We start from the raw sequence: 17,484 nt of genomic DNA, 5'->3' as shown, positions 1-17,484 counted from the left end.
ATAACCTCCTAGTTTACAGCATCCTTGAAGACGTTCTTCTTCTTAGCATCCTTAGTCTTTGTTAAATCAGCATCTGTAAAGCCCCAGAAGTATACACAGACAAAGGAAACAACGATAGTAACGGCACTAGCAATCACGAATGCCCAAATGTTATTAGGATTTGTCTTGGAGAAGAATGATGGGAAACCAATCAATGAACCAGTGAATCCGAACATATCGATCTTCATTAATCCGGCGATAAAGCCACCAACGGCACCACCGATATTAGACATCCAGAAAACACGACCGTATTTCAAGTTAATACCATACATAGCAGGCTCTGTAACGCCGGCATAACCAGACAAGGCACCAGCTAGTGACAAACCTTTAATTGAAGCATTCTTTGTTTTAGCCCAAACAGCTAAAGCACCAGTACCTTGAGCAATCATTGTAAAGTTGATCAAAGCATTTAACACTGAGTGTCCAGTCATAGCGATATCGTTTGAAACGATAGGAACGACCATCCAGTGCAAACCAAAGATAACAAGTACTTGATACAAACCACCGATAACAAGTCCAGCGATAGCTTCGTTAGCTGTTACCAAGAGGTTGATAATTGCGGCTAATCCACTTGAAATCAAGGAAATAACTGGTCCCATGATAACTAGGACAGCAGCAGAAACAATAAATAACGTGAATAATGGTTGGAAAATAGAACGTAAACTTAATGGCAAAACTTTTTTGAGCCAATTACCAACTGGTCTAGCTAACCAAGCAGCGAAGATAATTGGGAAGATTGAATAAGTGTACTGTGGGATGTGAATTGGAATACCGAAAAATTCAGCGTTCAAAGGAATTCCTAACAAAGTTGACATTCCTTTAGTAGGTGCAGCCCACAAAGCAGCAATCGTAGGGTGAACTAATACACCGGCAATCGCAGCCACAACAATTGGATCAGATTTCAATTGTTTAGCAGCAGTGTAACCTACTAAAATTGGTAAGAAGTAAAAAGCGGAATCGCCCATTGCGTTAATAATGATGTAAGTTGTCGATTTCGTATCGATCAAATGTAAGTTAAAAGTAAATAAAGTCAAAAATCCTTTTAGAATACCAGATGCAGCCAACAATCCGATTATTGGAATCATTGAACCGGTAATTGTTCCGATTAGAAGCTGGAAGCCTTTAGAAATCCAGCCCCAAAGATTAGTTGGTTTTTGTGGTGCTTCTGCCTTAGTTTCATCAACAGCTGATTCAGTTGCATCTTCGTCCGCAAATTCTGAACCAAGTTGAGCAATAACTTGATCATAAACATCAGTTACTGCCGGACCAATAACGACTTGGTATTGATCCAATCCGGCATTGTACAAAGCTCCCGATACCCCATCAAGGGCAGTAATTTTTTCAGTTTGAGCTTTCTTTTCATCTTTCAAATAAAATCTTAAACGTGAGATACAATGAATAACTTTATGAATATTCTCTGGCCCACCGACATACTTAATAATTTCTGATGCGAGGGCTGAATAATCTTTAGTTTTTGACATAGTTTTCAATCCCTTTCGTTTTCACTAATAATAGTGACCCCATTTATTGTTGGTTAATGATGACGTCTGGCAAACTCGATACTACTGAATTTGTCCGCCCGATGCCTTGACTCGGTGTACGATAAAATTCGACTGTCAGTCAAATGAGTCTCACTTCTGACCACCACGATCGGCGTCGTCTGTTCGATCCCTAATTGGTTACAATCCTCATACTCAGCGTGTTCAACCGTCAAATGTTTAACCGCATAATCAATCGTTAAGCCCAAGTTTTCCTCGAAATAATTGAAGAGTGAATTCTGTGCTTCATCCAGCGGAATATCCTTTGCTATCTCTTCATTAACGTAATCATAATCAAGGATGGTTGGAATTCCGTTGACGATCCGTTCACGCACAATTAGTTCGGCGTAAATTTTCGGTGATCCAAAAAGTAAGTTCTCCGGTACTAAAACGTGTTTCTCTACTTTGACAATCTTATTTTTTGAATCAAGTCCGTTTTCTTTAACGATTTCTTTGTAGCTCTTAATTGACGACACTGGGAACGAATAACGCTTAGTACTCAACACGAGACTTCCCTTGCCTCGAATCGTTTGGATGTAACCTTCATCTGCTAGTAACTGCATGGCCTTTCGCACTGTTTCCCGGGATACCTGATAGCGCATGACCAATTGTTGATTACTAGGAAGAAGTTTTCCTGACTGATATTTTTTCGTTTGAATGCCACTTAACAAATCGTGGTAAATCACCAAGTACTTTTTCATCTTGACCTCCAACAGCTTTAGATTAGCACAAATAAAAACCGCTTACATTACCGTTCTGTCAACTTTTGTTGAAAAAACTAGACAAGTTGAAGTAAAAGCCGAACTAACCAATGAACTAAAACTAGACAAGTTTTTTGGTTTTTTATTTTTGTGTTTGTATTTTTTATAATTATTTAATTTTTGGATTGATTATTTTATATAAACCACTGTTCTTATGAGGGTGGGTGGTTTATTGCCGTCCTCCGCACAAACCCAGTGATGAGCTGGAACGCTGCCGACGCTATTTTGAGCTTTTGCAAAGTACGCAAAATCTCAAAACTAGGTCTTTTCCTAATCGCTAAAGCGATAAGGAAAATTTGGCGGCTGAGTCATCACAGGGATTGTGCTCCGGACTAGATCCGTTTCTTTGTATTTATTCCGATAATTTCAGAGATGAATGGAGTTTCTATTCGGTTGGTTCCTTGTTTAATTGTGGTATTAATTAATATCTTGCTCTATTGTTTTGGGATTAAAAAAGGACTGTATTACATTATCGTAAATACAGTCCTTTTTAGTTATAACCATTGTTCTTATTTTTATAGTTGAAACGAGTTACGTAAGAGCAACTCTCTAGATTTCTGTATAGCTTTCTCTGACGGTGAACAATGAATCGATTGATTCGTTTAATTCTGTCATTCTGATTGCGTCGCCTACTAAATCTGTTACTGAAAGAATCTTTAATTTTGCAAACTTGCAATCTTCTGGTACGACGATTGAATCGGAAACTAATACTTCCATTAGGTCGGAATCTTCTAGTTTCTTAGCAGCATCTTTAGAGAAAATTGGATGTGTGGCTACGGCTGAAATTGTTTTTGCGCCAGCTACTTTTACGGCTTCGGCAGAATTGATCATTCTTGTTCCGGTATCGATCAAGTCATCAACGATAACACATTGTTTGCCGTCAACGTCTCCAATGATATCTGGAATAACTTCGTCGTCTTCAGTTGATCTTTGGTCAACGATGGCGATTTGTGAACCGAATACTTCAGCTAAGGAACGAGCACGTTTAGTTGAATTGTGATCTGGTGCAACGAAGACAAAATCATCAGGATTTTTGATCTTCTTTTCAAAATAACTTGCAAAAATTGGCATTGCACGTAAATGATCAACTGGGATATCGAAGAATCCTTGAATTTGATCAGCATGCATATCGATGGCAATCACGCGATCGACCTTACCCAATTCCAACATATTAGCAAATAACTTAGCTGAGATAGGTTCTCTTGAACGAGACTTTCTATCTGAACGAGTATATGCAAAGTATGGCAACACACAAGTGATATTTTGTGCACTGGCACGTCTAAGAGCATCTACAGCAATCATCAATTCCATGAAATTGTCATTAACAGGATCTGAAACTGAGTGAATGATATAAACATCTTTTCCACGAATACTTTCATTGATTTGAATGTTGATTTCACCATCACTAAAGTGTGAAACTGATGCATCCAATAATGGAATATCCATGTAGTCAGAAATTCTCTTAGCCAATGGTCTATTACCATTTAAAGAAAGTAAAGCAACGTTATCTAATGTACTATTAGACATATTTGTCCTCCAAAATTATATAAGTACTGGTCTACCAACAGGTTTACTCTCGTCTGCAATAACTAATCCCATGTCATTTTCTGACAAAGTATTGTTCTTAGTGCGCATTCCCGATTGTGAAACTATTGTAAACTTATACTTTAATTTTACACTCAATTGGAGATAATTATCCAGTAAATATGAATCAATTTTGCCATTTAAATACATATGATAATCTGGATATTTCTTCATAACTCCCTCAACCGTTTTCACATTGTCAGGATTTTTTATCTGGGCAACTGTTAAAGCGATTGCGACCCTCTCAGCAAAGTTTCCCAGAAACTTCTTTTTCTCATCAGGCTTTAATTGTGGCTTACCAAAAATGTTCTTTTTAATGTAGTCTTCAACGTTTGTCATATCTACCCTCCATATGTTCTTACTAAAGCTTGGTTTGCGTAAAATGCCGTCTTCCGCACAAGCCCTGTGATGAGCTGGAACGCTGCCGACGCTATTTTGAGCTTTTGCAAAGTACGCAAAATCTCAAAACTAGGTCTTCTTGTAAGTGCTAAAGCACTAACAAGAATTTGGCGGCTGAGTCATCACAGGGCTTGTGCTCCAGACTAGGTAAGTGATTTTATTCTTTATCCCATTAAATTCAAAAATAATGAAAGAATCTTATCAATACGACTTCTCCGTTTTAACCCTAATAACCAAACTACAGTAAGAATCTCCATATGTCATAGTATAGCTGAGACAGCGTATTTATAAAAGTTGTTAATATGGATATTTGTTTCTTAATTACACTTCACAATTGTATAATGGGCGTAAAGAAAGGATGTGTTACTTATGGATGAAATGGTATTTTTTAATCCTGGCGATGCGATTGCCAATTCAAAGGATTTTGGCGAAGCAGTCCGTGGGGCACAAATTTACAAAGCGAAAGATCCTTATGAATCATCCCTAATAGTCGCTGAGGATGTAAGCGATGATAAGTCTTTTGTAGTTTATTTTGCTAAAGATGAGAAGTCTGATGTTAAGGATAGTGATAAGAGCGTTATACCTTATCATTTGAAGAAAAAGATTTAGAGCATGAGAGCGTGGAGCAGGCCGGTTAGGACTCGGCAGATAGCCTAACTTCACGAATTACTCGCGCACCTTGCGAGTGATTTGGGAAGTGTAGCTATATGTCGAGTCCTGGCCTGCGCAACGCGTTTAAGCTGCATAGAACCTCCACCACAAAAATTTCTTGACACCATCCAAAAGCACCAATGTAAATTCAACATAACAAAAAATTTACACAACTTTACAATTATAACCTTCTCAAAATGACACTATGTGACGCCTACCCCATTAAAATAGACTTATAAAACAAATGGAGGAATCGTCTAATGCAAAAACTTTATGTCGGTACAAAATCAAATCGTGAATTACAACTTATCCAAGCCCTCGACTTTGCCAAACCTGGTGACACTATCGTCTTGATGCCTGGTAATTACTTCACACCTAACGAACCTAATATTTTTGAAATTGAAAAAGACGTTACTATCGTGGGTAAAACTTATGATTGTGATGACGTTAAAATATTTGGCTCATTTTTCATCAAAAAAGGTGCTTCTTTGACGATTGAAAATCTAACTGTTAACTATACTCGCGATAAATTCAATACCGTAATGATGTATGACAATGATCATTTCACCGCTAAAAATGTTCACATCAAACATTCTGTCGACGATAATTGGAATCCGATTTATGCACAAAATTCCACATTGTCACTGACCAACTCAACGATTTCTTCTTGTAACAATGAAACACAATGTTTGAGCGTCGAAAATTGTCAGTTGTATCTTGCAAATAATTGGATGGATGCCATCTATTTGAAATCTTCCCAATGTTTAATCAAGGACACCACTGTCAATGTATCTGTGACACTTGATTACGTTTCAACTCTTGATTTCGTCAATTTACACGTCAATGCCTTTAATTCATTGGATCGTGATGAATTTTATGTATTCGATGACTCACGTGTCACTGGTAAAAATCTACATTTCTCGTCTAAAAAGCCACAAATCTGTGTCTGTCAAAGCTCCTTCACCAATAACATTTTCAATGATGGCCTGGAAAATATCACTTGGTATTTTGACGAACAATCAAACGTCAAAGCTGATGATGTCACGCCTTTCACAAATGGCTTAGATTAGACATGTAAAAAGAACTTCAATAATCAAATGATTATTGGAGTTCTTTTTTTGTCCACTTATCTAGAAAAGCTAATTGTTCTCTAGTATGGAACCAGTGTTCACCCTTTGGCATCACTGTTAACTTACAAGAATGTTCACTGACAAATTTATTAACCGTTTCAATCGAAGTGTGATCGTCTTTTTCACCATAGAGAATACTTGTCGGTACTTGCCAATCGATGGGATGTTCACGAACAAATTGTAAGTATCGCCACGAAACTTCTTTACCTGTTTTTAAGGTGATTTGGGCTTCTTTTTGTAACTGTGTTTCCGAAATATTTTCTGCCTGCAAAGAATCGGTGATTGACTTTTCCATATCTAGGATTGGCGAAATGAATAAGGCTTTTTTTAGCGGCTTATCTTGCAGTGCCAACATCCCAAAATAAGTCCCGATACTGTTTGTTATCAAACTAACTGATTCATAGTTGCGTGACAGGCGTTCATAATCTTCCAGGATCAATTTTTCCACAACCCAAGGTAGGTATTCTTGATAATCGACACCGAAGACGTCATATTCTGGACAATCCATTCCAAAACGTCTAGCTTCTGCCGCGCTGCCACCTTTGCCGTGGACGTATAAAATTGCTTTTTTCACGCTGCCACCTACTCCGTTATGTAATCCAAAAGTCGATTCAAAATCAGTTCGTTTTCCGCTGGCACCGGCGAATTGAGGATGTCTTCTTTAGTCTGATTCAACACCGAACCCTTAATATATGGAAAGTCGTTAACGACCATTTCTCGAACATTATCAGCTTTTGGCTCTAGATGAAACTGCAATCCAACCATCCGGTGATTGATAACAAAGCCTTGATTCTTCACTTTGTCGCTGGAAAAAAGTAATTGCGCCTTATCCGGTAGTTCAAACATTTCTTCGTGCCAATGTAAGACAGTTGTCTTTTCCGGTAAGCCAAAAATTTCTTCAGTTTGACGATAAACTGGTGCCCAACCGACTTCCTTAACTGGCGATTTGGTGATTTTTTTACCGAGTGCTTTGGCCATTTGTTGCGCCCCGAAGCAAACTCCAAAAATTGGTTTGTCTTGTTTGATCAATTCTAAAATCAATTGGCGTTCCTGATCAATCCAATCTAAATCATCATTAGGACTCATGGGACCACCTAAAATGACCAACATGTCAGTCTCACTGGCGGTTGGTAAATAACCAAATTGATAGGGATGATAAATATACATTTGATGTCCATGATTTTGCGACCAATCTTGAATCATTCCTGGCCCCTCATTAGGAGTATGTTGCAACACATTTATACGCATAATTTTCCTTTCCACATCAACGGCAATGTTTAGTGGGGGTTCGCCTGCAAATCCCCAAGATGGGAATATTATAACATGACAGCTCTTTTTTCTAATCCTATGAGTATTTTAAAGGGGGTGACATATTGTGTCAGGGCTGTGACTTTTAAAATATAACTAACTTTTGTTCGTATAAAAAAAGCCCTGATACTTCAAGGCTTTTATCACTTACATTATTTTAATTGTTTTTTGATGTTAATTGGCGTTGCTTTAGCAATACTATCCTTTTTTTCATTAAATAAATCACGACAGTTTTTTCCCTGAACTGAGTAATGTGTGATAGAAATTGCATTCTTTAAAAGCTTTTGCAACTCAGATCCATCATGATAGTGACCTTTCTTAGAATCCTTTTTGTATCTTCTAAATAATGGAGAATCAGCGATTATATTAACTAAATCAGTAGTACTCTCTCCCTTAATACTATCACCCTTTGCTTTGGGTGCTTTTTCTCTATTTCCAAAAATGACAACCTGCTTTGGAAAAATAACATCTAATTCATGGATTAATACATTAATCGATTTATTATAAATATCACGATTCTCATCAATAATATCTAAATCATCCTTCTCACTATTCACAGGAGTCAATTTCTCTACGTCTTTAGATATCTTATCCTTCTCTTTTTTTGGTAAGCTATGTTTCGAATCTATTCCTAATTCTTCTTTTTTACTTTTTCTTCGTTTACTCTTTTCCGATGCATCTAATGCTTCTTTATCCCACTTATAAAGCATTTCTGCACGTTGCTTGTCATTAACCTCTGGATTATTAAAAGAATAATGGGAATCCTTTACCATAAAATTACGTATAATTTTATCTGAAGCACTATCTTCGTAACCCTTCAATGCATCCGTTATATAACAACCCTTAGCGTTTACTCCATTTGTCAATAATCGTAAATTTAACATTTGGGATTCCCCACGGTCCGTAATATCGTGGAACATTTCCCAACTACCTCGTTTATTTTTTGTATCCTCGCTTCTTAAGGCACAATTCATGGCTAAAAACAGATAATTGTCATTAAATTCATCATCCCCATGTTCATCATCAAATATGTCCTTATAATGAAAGTCAGCTGAACAAAAATCCTTTATATGCTTTTTATCAAAGTAATTATTCTCATCTTTGTCTTTTGTACGCAAAGACTCCGCGAATTCATTTTCTAATTCTTCATTACTTTTTAGGTCATGTTTATCGCTTAAAAATGATGCAAAAGTATCAATACTTTGATAATTATTACTGTCTGGTATATCGGTATTATATTCTTTACCATTAACCTTAGTTAATTTTTCGTAAATTTCTCTATTTGTACTCATGCTTATCCTCCAGTAAAAAGAATTTCAGTTATATTTTTATTATCTAGCTCTAACTCGAAAGATTAAATATAATTTTGTGATTAATTAAGAACAAAATCCCGGAAAGGGATACCCTCTATTTATACAATTCCAGAGTTTTCCTTAATCTCTCTTTAACCATAATTTTCAAAGATCGTGGTCCTAAAACCTTGATTTGATCACCCTGGCTAAAAATCCATAACAACGCCCCTTCCGAAAATATCTCACCCTTAATAATTACACTTCCATCAGGCATACTTTTCTCAATTTCTGATCCAGGTAATTTATTCAACGCTGTTTGTGGATTAGACCAATATTGAAAGCGATAATGTACATCATTTCCCATTTTCAAAAGGAACATTTTATTAATTACAACACCCTCGTCAACTTTCTTATCAAATGGAATATTATAGGATTTTCTTAGTTCCTTCACAGGAAAAACAAATCGATCTACACGGAACACTAATGGATTTTCACTTAAATTCTCTTTATCGACAATATAAATCATCACATAGTAAAAAGAGGTATCAAAATACAGATTAATTGGTACACCTTTGAATTCACTAACTTTTCCGGGATAACCGTTTCGATATTCAAAATGAATTGGTTTTCTCTTCACAATCCATTCTGAAAATTTATCAATCCTCATTAACAAATCATCTGGAACATCAACCGGATAATATTTGCTCAATGTTGCAGCCAATAAAGTTTTTACCATTGGACGTTCCTTATATGAAACCAACGACAAAATGTCCTCTTTAAAATCTTCTAATTCTTCTTTACTAAAAGCACGAGTTCCAATTATCATCTTCAAAACAGCTATTACTCCAGAAACTGGAACACCCTCATCAATGTCTAAACTGCGTGTCCTATCTTCACGATTAAGAACCATTACCTTATTAGGTAGATACTTTTCCAGAACATTTTTAATTATTTCGTAATCACGCTGAATTGCCCGTGGCTTGACGTTAAAATATTTAGCAGCCCATTCAGTATCGACGCTCTCTCCAGTATACATTCTTAAAAAAAGATCCAAAATTCTTGCTCGACTTCCAGAATCTAAAATGAATTTCTCTTGAGGCGTTAATTCTTTGTCTTTCATTCCAATACCTCCTCTCTCATTAATTTAATTATATTCTACTCAAATCGTTTTTTTTAACTTATTCATAATAGACTAATGCATAAAAGTGTCCATTATTTGAATAGATAGATAATGGAACACCTTTTTGAACATTTATCTGGCCTTGATAAGTAAAATAAATTGTTTGTTGATTAATAATTCCATTCAATAATTGCTGAAATTGATCTAAATTATCATCTCGCTTCAAAATTTGAGCATAGTTATCATGTAAATTAATTAGTAGATTACTGATGGTCCGACGTTCATCTGTTGCCACCATTTGTATTGCATCTTTTTGAATCTTGCTAAAACGGTCAGCACTAATTCTCAAATCACTGCCCATCAAGCCCAACAACATTGCTAAAACTTCAGTAATACTAAGAACGCCATGATCAAAAATACTATAATTATTTTGCTTTTCATTATATTTCACTCCAAATCGATAATTGCCTACTTCTTTATCGGCTAAAGAATGCTTAATAGCACTTATATCGCGTAAAATAGTCCTTCTGGAGACACCGTATTTTTCTGCATCGTTATTAACATTGATTTTTTCTCCAAATATCATTCTAAAGGCCATAACTAATACACGTTCTTGACTATTCTTATCTCTATTACTAGCCATATACCGGTCCCCCATCTCCTATAACATTTCAAAGTCTATCATTGAGGCCTGCCATAATATGACATTCATAGATAATTTCAAAAATTTGTTTCAACTTTTTTTGAAAGCAGACAACAACACTAAATGCTATTCTTGATTAGGTTACTTATTAAGGCGTTCCAGTCCATCACAGAGATTGTGCATAAAAAATAGCCGAGTTCTTCGCTCGACTACTGTAATTGATTTTTTTCTTTTCGAGAGCTATCTCGAATTGCTTTATAAATTTTCATTCTAGCGACACCAACATCGCGGACATTTTCCATCGCAAAACGTTTAGTAATACTGTCTTTGCGGGAGATATAGTGATAAAGCGGCACGTTGTCAAAGTAAAATTCTCTTGAGACGGTCGCATATTCAACATTGAAAACTTGATCTTCCATCAAATCTAAATCTGTTTGAAAACTCAAGTTATTATCCATAATAATTGAGCGGATGTAAGCCTTGTTCCACGTGTAACCCATAACGGTTCCAGTCATTTTAATGATTTGCTTGATTGCTTCATCCCGACCAACGATCGACGTTTGGTTAGGAGCCAGTTTATTCTTCACTTTGCCATTTTCGCCCTCATTAAAGAAACCGCAGGTAACCATATCAACATCATAGTCCGCAAATTTCTTTAAGAAGTGCTCCACATAATCAGGTTCCACCCAATCATCTCCGTCGATGAAAGTCACGAATTCACCGGTCGCATATTTTAACCCGGTGTTACGGGCACTGGAGACACCTGAATTTTGTTTGTGGCAAACAACGAAGATCCAATCATACTTCTGTTCGTATAAACGAATTATCTTCTGAGTTTGATCAGTTGAGCAATCGTCGACTATGATTAAATTAAAGTTATGATTCGTCTGGGCAATCACTGATTCAATCGAGCTAGAAATGTAGCCAGCAACGTTATAAGCTGTCATAATAATTGAAAGTTTATTTTTTACCATAATTCACCTTAATAACATTTTACTTCTAATGACCTAAAATAAGCAACGACAGGGAGGATAAATAATGCAACGCATATTAAATCTAGAAGGTGCTATCAACTTACGTGAACTTGGTGGATATCCCACTAAGGATGGTACGACAATTAAATATAATAAACTCCTTCGTTCAGGAGATATTAGTAATTTAACAAATAAGTCTTTAAAGTACCTTAAAAACTATGGGTTAAAATTTGTCTTGGACTTCCGCTCAGAAAACGAGCAACAAATGTGGTCCGATGTGAACTCAGATTTCTACCGCGTCTATTCAGATCCAGTCTATCCATTGACTGGTAACGGTGATAAGTTAGCCAACGCTATTAATCAAGGCGATTATTCATATTTAGGCTTAATTTATCAAAGTGTCGTCCTCGACAAACATGGCCAAGCGGCCTACAAAATGCTTTTTGACTTGATGCTTGAAAATGACCAAGAACACCAATCACTACTCTTTCACTGTGCAGCCGGAAAAGATCGGACTGGTATTGGCGCATTGTTGATCTTAAAAGCTCTCGGTGTCGATGATGAAACTATCACTAAAGATTACTTGTTAACCAACTTGATGTACTTGAATCGAGCTGAAATTGAGAAAACTTTGAACGCTAAAACTGGGGATGCCGACATCAACAAGATGAATATGACCAAAGGTGATCTTGAAAGTATCACTTCTATTTTCAAAGCAATCGAACATTATTATGGAAGCTTTGAAAATTACTTGGACAAAGCACTTGGCATCGACCACGATAAATTATTGCGTCTCAAAGAACTTTATACTGAGTAACAATTTAATAAATATCAATTTATATCAAACTAAGTTGGCAGAATTGACAATGGATTCGTTATAATACTTTGTGGGAAGACGAACCTCACCTTACAACATTACAAACCAGCAGTCTACGTCTTCCTAAACAATCCATACTTATTTTGACTGATACAAAACCAACTATCGTTTTCCTCATACACACCGTATGAGGTTTTTTTGTTTTCTGAAAATTTAGAGATTTTTCATATAATCGCCAACTTGCCAAGTTAGTAAACCGCGATACTGACCGCCCTGGTTTCTTTCGTATTGTCGCAACAAGATACCACTATTTTCATTCCAACCATCAGAGATATTCACAGCCTTATTTTCTTCATAAGAGTTAATATCTGAAAAAATATCAACCACTTCATCCCCAATAGTCTGTTCACGATTTTCATCAATATAGGTCAAATCACCATCAAAAACTCCACCATTAGAATTGACCAAATCACTAGCTGCCACACTTAAAGTCCACGGATTACGCAAACTGTTAACTATCACATCATAGTCACTAACTCGATTCAAAATATCATCTTCACTGTAACTAGTGATCGTCTCAAATTCTAAATTGTCGCTAACTTCTAAGTTCAACAGTCGATTAGCAATCACATTGATTGTGAAAGTGATTGGGTTGGACTTTATTAAATCCCCATCACGCGCTGTAATCGTCACAACTTGCTTAGTCCCCTCTTGGAAAATTTTCCAAAATTCATCACCAATGATTTCTTTTAATGGTAGATTCAATTTTCCATCCTGATCGACCGAACTCGTCAGTGAATACGTCTTATCTTGTCCCGTGATGGCTATTTGGTAAGTAAACTGGTCATCTGCTTGAATTGGATGGCCTTGGGTATAACTCAAAGTTGTTGGTAAACTGAGCTCTGATTCTTGTTCAAACGGCAAATTGATTTCGCCGCCACCAGCTAAATTCAGATTCCAAGACTTTTTATTACCAATGATGAATTCCGGTGTATTGGTTGAAGCAATCGCATTCGAACCCGTGAAAACAGCTGGTTGCTCATCAACAGTAATATTCGTGTCGGTTTCGTTGATAGCTGTTCCATAAATTTTTACATTTGCATAACTGTTGGGATTTCCATTCAGATTACCCAATGGCTCTTGAATCGGCGCTGACAGTGGATTAGGAAAATAGTCAAATGCACTATTAACAGTTTCAATAGAACCATTTTCATATTCTATTACTGCCGTTGTTTCACCATCTTTGGTATAGGTCACGTGTTCTGGCAAATCAATTTTTCCGACAATATCTTGCCAGTTTTCACGCCCGCGAACAAACTCTACTCGATAATTTAACTCTAAATTAGAACCGTGGGGAACGTATTTATCTTGTTCTGTAACGGTTTTTCCAGTATCCAGATTCTTAATTGTGGCTTCAGCTTGTCCCGTTACCATGGCGGGGATCGATTCGAAAACTACCAACTTACTGTTAACTTCGTTTGTGTGACCGTTAGCTCCAGTGAACCCCCACAAAACTTTCCCATCAGCTCCGGCGTTAAAAATATCAGGGTTAACGATAATTTCTTTGTCGATTCGTTTAAAATCACGGTCGGTAGTATTCAGATTTTCTTCCCCACTAACTTTTTTATCATTGTAAGAATATTTAATTGTGGCTTTATCGTCGTAATCATGAGGAATCCATTCAAAGGTAATATGGTGCCAAAGAATCGAATCACCATTCTCGTCATAATCATTGATCAGTTGAGCTTTAGCTGAATTAATATGGAAAATCGACGGTGCTTCTTCATACCCTTTCCATTGACTAGCATTGTCACCATCACGAATTGGATACTTGTAATAACTATCAATAATTCCTGGATAAGTCAAAGCAATATGACCGTACGTTCCACTAGCACCTAAATAAGTATCATCTGGGAAAACAGCTGGTGCCGACGCACTTGCAGTATTAACTGTATCGTAACCGTTCAGTGAATAAGTTCCACTACCGGTTCCGAGTACGAGGCTCTCACTCATCGTAATTGGATAACCGGTTCTTCCGTTAGTGAAATTAGCGGGATCAGAAGGAGTTCCGTTGACATCACTACGTTGCGTATCAAATTCCAAAGCCATACTATTTTTAATAGCAGTATTCAAAATCCAATCGGTCGTTGGCGGATTTCTATCTGTAGCAAGGCCGGCAAAAAAACTTGTTTTATGTTTGTCATAACCATAAACCCCCAGGCCTTGTAAACCCATTCCGATAGCTTGAGTTTTTCGATTATCATTTTGCAAAACTAGCGTCATTCCATGACCGTTATAGAGTTCATCACTTTTATCCGGCCCAAAATAAAGCCAAGCTGAAATCGTCTGGCGTTCATTGATATTTATATAATTGAGATTATTTTGATCTCCCCAGAGGGCTCCTAATGTTCCTTTAACATCGTCACCTTCACCATCGGTCAAGATCAAGACATCCCCATTGCCACCAACTTTAGCCGAGTTTTTGGTGAACGGAAAATCCTTCACGTAACTAAAACTATCTTTGACAAAATAATCTTGAATATTCAAACCTCCAGGGTGATCCGCAATCGCCGAATTGTCGTAAGTAGTCAAAGCAAGGGCCGTTTTAGAAGTAGAAACTGAAGTCAAAAAAAGAGCAATTATCAGCATCAAGGTCTGAATAATTCTCCTCACAGGTCTTTTCATAAAATTGTCCTCCTTTAACTAATATTATTGTCATAGTATATAAACAATTATATCAATTAACTGAGATAAACTCACCATTATTGTTAGCGATTACATCTTTTTCTATGACTAGTATTCCCTTCTTATCACGGGTACAATGTCAATTGGCTTTTGAATGTCCATTGCAATGGACACACTAATACAAGATATAACTTTTAAAGCCCCTATAATAAAAGACAGGAAGGAGGAATATCATGGATCCACTCGCAAAAAAGATAGTTCTTTATCTTTCAAATAACGTTGGATATATTAAATCCGCTGATTTAGCTAAGAAGTTAGGCGTATCGACCAAAACAATTTATCGTACTGTTAAAAAAATTAACTCTGATAAAGAAATAATCACTTCACAACGTGGTTTGGGTTACGCTATCAACTTAGTCCAAGATTCCGATATTACCGACAATTTTGATGATATAAACGAGAATAAAAAAAGGACCTATGCAATTGGAGTTTACGTTCTCTTTAACCAACCCGTTGGACCAAAATTCTTCAATACGGCAGATAAGTTTTATTTATCTGAATCTGCTTTAAATAAAGAAATTCAAAAAATCAATTCTATTCTAACTAAGTTCAAAATTAAGATTACTAGAAAAAATGGTCATTTAACTGTTGTTGGTAACGAAATTGGCATACGACAAGCTTTAAATTTTCTTTTAATCCGAAAAGGTGCTGTTTCTGAAGGATTTACTTCAGTATCTGAGATTTTTCCTTCAATAGATGAAAACGATCGGAGTTTTCTAATTACGCAACTAACATTGATTCAAGATGAATTAAATGTTGTTTTGGTTGATCCATATACCTTAAACATTTTTTCACATCTATATATACTAATGGGTCGCATTAGATCAGCCGCTCATACTAATCAGCCAAAAGAAATTGACGAATCAGACGTTAAATATGATCAATTTTACGAAACAGCTAGATTAATAATTGAAAATATTTCTAGATACACAAATAGAACTATAAATGCTAGCGAAATTATTTATTTATCACAATATTTGCTTTCACTTCGATATATGCACAGTAACGACATTCAGCAAATAAATAATGCTGCACCAACAACTAAATTCGACAAACCCGTTTTAGATTTTGCCACAAACATTATCGATAATTATCCGTTTAAGAAACCGATTAATAAACAAAATTTACTAACAGATTTATGCGCACATATAAAGCCAATGTTGAATAGATTAAAATCAAGCCTAGTTGTCGTGAATCCTTTAGTTGAGGAAATAAAAGATAGTTACAGTAAAGAATTTCTGCAGACAAGAGAAATTGTTGATAATTACACATCTAAAAAATACAAAATGAATCTTTCAGATGATGAGGTTAGTTTCATTACCTTGTACGTTGTTAAGGCTATTGAAGAAAGCGCTAAAACAAATAAAGTTTTACTAATGTGTACCACGGGCATCGGAACTGCACAATTACTAAGGACAAAATTACTTAATGCAATTCCTAATATGAATATAACTGATGTTATTTCTTCCTACAGTTATCGAGAAAATATGGAAAAATACAATCAGGAAGCAGATTTAATCATTAGTACTGTTGCAATTCCGGAACAAAGTAAAGTTCCAATTGTCGTTGTAAGTCCCCTTCTTAATGAATTGGATTTACAACGGGTTAAGTCATTTTTAAATGTTTAAATATAATTTTTTATTTCTTAACGAAGTATCTTCAAAAGAAGAAGTGGATATACTTGTTAGTCAGCAAATTGAGAAGACCTATGGTATTCCTACTACTGAAGTACGAAAGAAAATACAAATGCGTAAAGCTTTAGGATCAGTTCAAGTAAGTAAAAATTTTGAACTACCACATATTGAATACGATGGAAAATCTCAAGGGGTCTTTCTAGTAAATTATTTTTTGCAAGAAGATTTACATTCATCACTGTTCTTGATAGTAAATCCCAAAGAAATAAACGAAGACTTAGAGAAATTTCTTAAAAACATTCTCGATGAAACTGGTCTTGAATCATTACGTAGATGTAAAAATTCAAATGAATTTGAAAAAATAATAAAGGGGGTTTAAAAATGTTCGATGAAAAAGTAGTTTTATTAGATATTAATGCAAAAGATAGTACCGAAGCACTGTCTTTAGTAGCTGATAAACTAATTGAAAAGAAAATTGTTAAGCCATCATATAAAAGCGCCGTTATTGAACGTGAAAAGACTTTCCCAACAGGTCTAAATGCTCCTAGTTGTGGAATTGCAATACCACATACAGACGCAATCCATGTTAACAAAGCACAAATTGCAATTGCTAGATTAGCCAATCCGGTTAAATTCCTGCAAATGGGCGACGGAGCAGATGTACAAGCAAAATTAATTTTTATGCTTGCACTAAAAGAACCACATGCACAACTGGAAACATTACAAAAATTAATGGCTCTTATTCAAAATGATAAAGCCGTTTCTGAATTATTATCAGTCAAAGATTCAGAAAATGTTATTAAAGTTCTAACAGAAAACAATCTTTAATTTAGGGATTAATTATAAGGA

At 35.9% G+C, this 17,484-nt stretch carries 17 protein-coding genes; 6 read left to right on the top strand and 11 right to left on the bottom strand.

Features of this window, described 5'->3' with window-relative positions:
• Nucleotides 1-8: 8 nt before the first annotated feature.
• The 4 genes from EGT49_RS05200 to EGT49_RS05185 form a co-directional block, all read right to left on the bottom strand.
• Nucleotides 9-1,520, bottom strand: a complete 1,512-nt coding sequence (locus tag EGT49_RS05200) for a PTS transporter subunit EIIC (RefSeq protein ID WP_135372207.1) — start codon at nucleotides 1,518-1,520, stop codon at nucleotides 9-11.
• A gap of 53 nt (nucleotides 1,521-1,573) precedes the next feature.
• Complete coding sequence (treR, locus tag EGT49_RS05195; protein WP_135372205.1) at nucleotides 1,574-2,278, bottom strand: trehalose operon repressor; 705 nt, start codon at nucleotides 2,276-2,278, stop codon at nucleotides 1,574-1,576.
• 609 nt (nucleotides 2,279-2,887) lie between these two features.
• Entirely contained in the window at nucleotides 2,888-3,865 is a 978-nt protein-coding gene (locus EGT49_RS05190; RefSeq protein WP_135372203.1) for a ribose-phosphate diphosphokinase, read from the bottom strand.
• A gap of 15 nt (nucleotides 3,866-3,880) precedes the next feature.
• Nucleotides 3,881-4,261: a YueI family protein gene (locus tag EGT49_RS05185; protein WP_135372201.1), complete on the bottom strand. Its 381-nt coding sequence runs from the start codon at nucleotides 4,259-4,261 to the stop codon at nucleotides 3,881-3,883.
• Between the two features lie 429 nt (nucleotides 4,262-4,690).
• Here EGT49_RS05185 and EGT49_RS05180 point away from each other — a divergent pair, with 429 nt between their 5' ends.
• A complete protein-coding gene (locus EGT49_RS05180; RefSeq protein WP_135372199.1) occupies nucleotides 4,691-4,930 on the top strand; it encodes a hypothetical protein in 240 nt (79 codons plus the stop codon).
• A gap of 302 nt (nucleotides 4,931-5,232) precedes the next feature.
• Entirely contained in the window at nucleotides 5,233-6,042 is an 810-nt protein-coding gene (locus EGT49_RS05175; protein WP_135372197.1) for a hypothetical protein, read from the top strand.
• A gap of 31 nt (nucleotides 6,043-6,073) precedes the next feature.
• Here EGT49_RS05175 and EGT49_RS05170 read toward each other — a convergent pair whose 3' ends face one another.
• The 6 genes from EGT49_RS05170 to EGT49_RS05145 all read right to left on the bottom strand — a co-directional run bounded on the left by EGT49_RS05170 (nucleotide 6,074) and on the right by EGT49_RS05145 (nucleotide 11,439).
• Entirely contained in the window at nucleotides 6,074-6,676 is a 603-nt protein-coding gene (locus tag EGT49_RS05170) for an alpha/beta hydrolase (protein WP_135372195.1), read from the bottom strand.
• A gap of 8 nt (nucleotides 6,677-6,684) precedes the next feature.
• Nucleotides 6,685-7,350 (bottom strand): type 1 glutamine amidotransferase, encoded by a 666-nt coding sequence (locus tag EGT49_RS05165; RefSeq protein WP_135372193.1) that lies wholly within the window; start codon nucleotides 7,348-7,350, stop codon nucleotides 6,685-6,687.
• 212 nt (nucleotides 7,351-7,562) lie between these two features.
• Nucleotides 7,563-8,702 carry a hypothetical protein gene (locus EGT49_RS05160; protein WP_135372191.1) on the bottom strand — a complete coding sequence of 380 codons (1,140 nt, stop codon included), beginning with the start codon at nucleotides 8,700-8,702 and terminating at the stop codon, nucleotides 7,563-7,565.
• Nucleotides 8,703-8,817: 115 nt separating this feature from the next.
• Complete coding sequence (locus tag EGT49_RS05155; RefSeq protein WP_135372189.1) at nucleotides 8,818-9,822, bottom strand: helix-turn-helix transcriptional regulator; 1,005 nt, start codon at nucleotides 9,820-9,822, stop codon at nucleotides 8,818-8,820.
• Between the two features lie 58 nt (nucleotides 9,823-9,880).
• Nucleotides 9,881-10,465 (bottom strand): hypothetical protein, encoded by a 585-nt coding sequence (locus EGT49_RS05150; RefSeq protein ID WP_135372187.1) that lies wholly within the window; start codon nucleotides 10,463-10,465, stop codon nucleotides 9,881-9,883.
• Nucleotides 10,466-10,674: 209 nt separating this feature from the next.
• Nucleotides 10,675-11,439, bottom strand: a complete 765-nt coding sequence (locus EGT49_RS05145; RefSeq protein WP_135372185.1) for a glycosyltransferase family 2 protein — start codon at nucleotides 11,437-11,439, stop codon at nucleotides 10,675-10,677.
• A gap of 64 nt (nucleotides 11,440-11,503) precedes the next feature.
• Between EGT49_RS05145 and EGT49_RS05140 the strand changes: the two genes are divergently transcribed.
• Nucleotides 11,504-12,256: a tyrosine-protein phosphatase gene (locus EGT49_RS05140; protein ID WP_135372183.1), complete on the top strand. Its 753-nt coding sequence runs from the start codon at nucleotides 11,504-11,506 to the stop codon at nucleotides 12,254-12,256.
• Between the two features lie 213 nt (nucleotides 12,257-12,469).
• Here the strand turns inward: EGT49_RS05140 and EGT49_RS05135 are convergent, their stop codons facing one another.
• Nucleotides 12,470-14,941 (bottom strand): hypothetical protein, encoded by a 2,472-nt coding sequence (locus tag EGT49_RS05135; RefSeq protein ID WP_135372181.1) that lies wholly within the window; start codon nucleotides 14,939-14,941, stop codon nucleotides 12,470-12,472.
• A 233-nt stretch (nucleotides 14,942-15,174) separates the two neighbouring features.
• On the opposite strand from EGT49_RS05135, the gene EGT49_RS05130 reads away from it, so the two are divergent.
• The 3 genes from EGT49_RS05130 to EGT49_RS05120 are packed head-to-tail and all read left to right on the top strand — an operon-like array spanning nucleotide 15,175 to nucleotide 17,463.
• The gene (locus EGT49_RS05130) at nucleotides 15,175-16,629 is read left to right on the top strand and encodes a BglG family transcription antiterminator (protein WP_135372179.1); all 1,455 of its coding nucleotides are present in this window, start codon (nucleotides 15,175-15,177) and stop codon (nucleotides 16,627-16,629) included.
• Nucleotides 16,622-17,014, top strand: a complete 393-nt coding sequence (locus tag EGT49_RS05125; protein ID WP_135372177.1) for a PTS sugar transporter subunit IIA — start codon at nucleotides 16,622-16,624, stop codon at nucleotides 17,012-17,014. The genes EGT49_RS05130 and EGT49_RS05125 overlap by 8 nt, the downstream gene beginning before the upstream one ends.
• 2 nt (nucleotides 17,015-17,016) lie before the next feature.
• A complete protein-coding gene (locus EGT49_RS05120; protein ID WP_135372175.1) occupies nucleotides 17,017-17,463 on the top strand; it encodes a PTS sugar transporter subunit IIA in 447 nt (148 codons plus the stop codon).
• Nucleotides 17,464-17,484 lie beyond the last annotated feature (21 nt).

Origin of the sequence: Companilactobacillus suantsaicola (assembly GCF_004745525.1) — a bacterium.
In the GTDB taxonomy this organism is placed as follows: domain Bacteria; phylum Bacillota; class Bacilli; order Lactobacillales; family Lactobacillaceae; genus Companilactobacillus; species Companilactobacillus suantsaicola.
The sequence above is the reverse complement of the archived record's forward strand: the minus strand, read 5'-3'. Positions and strand labels throughout refer to the sequence as shown.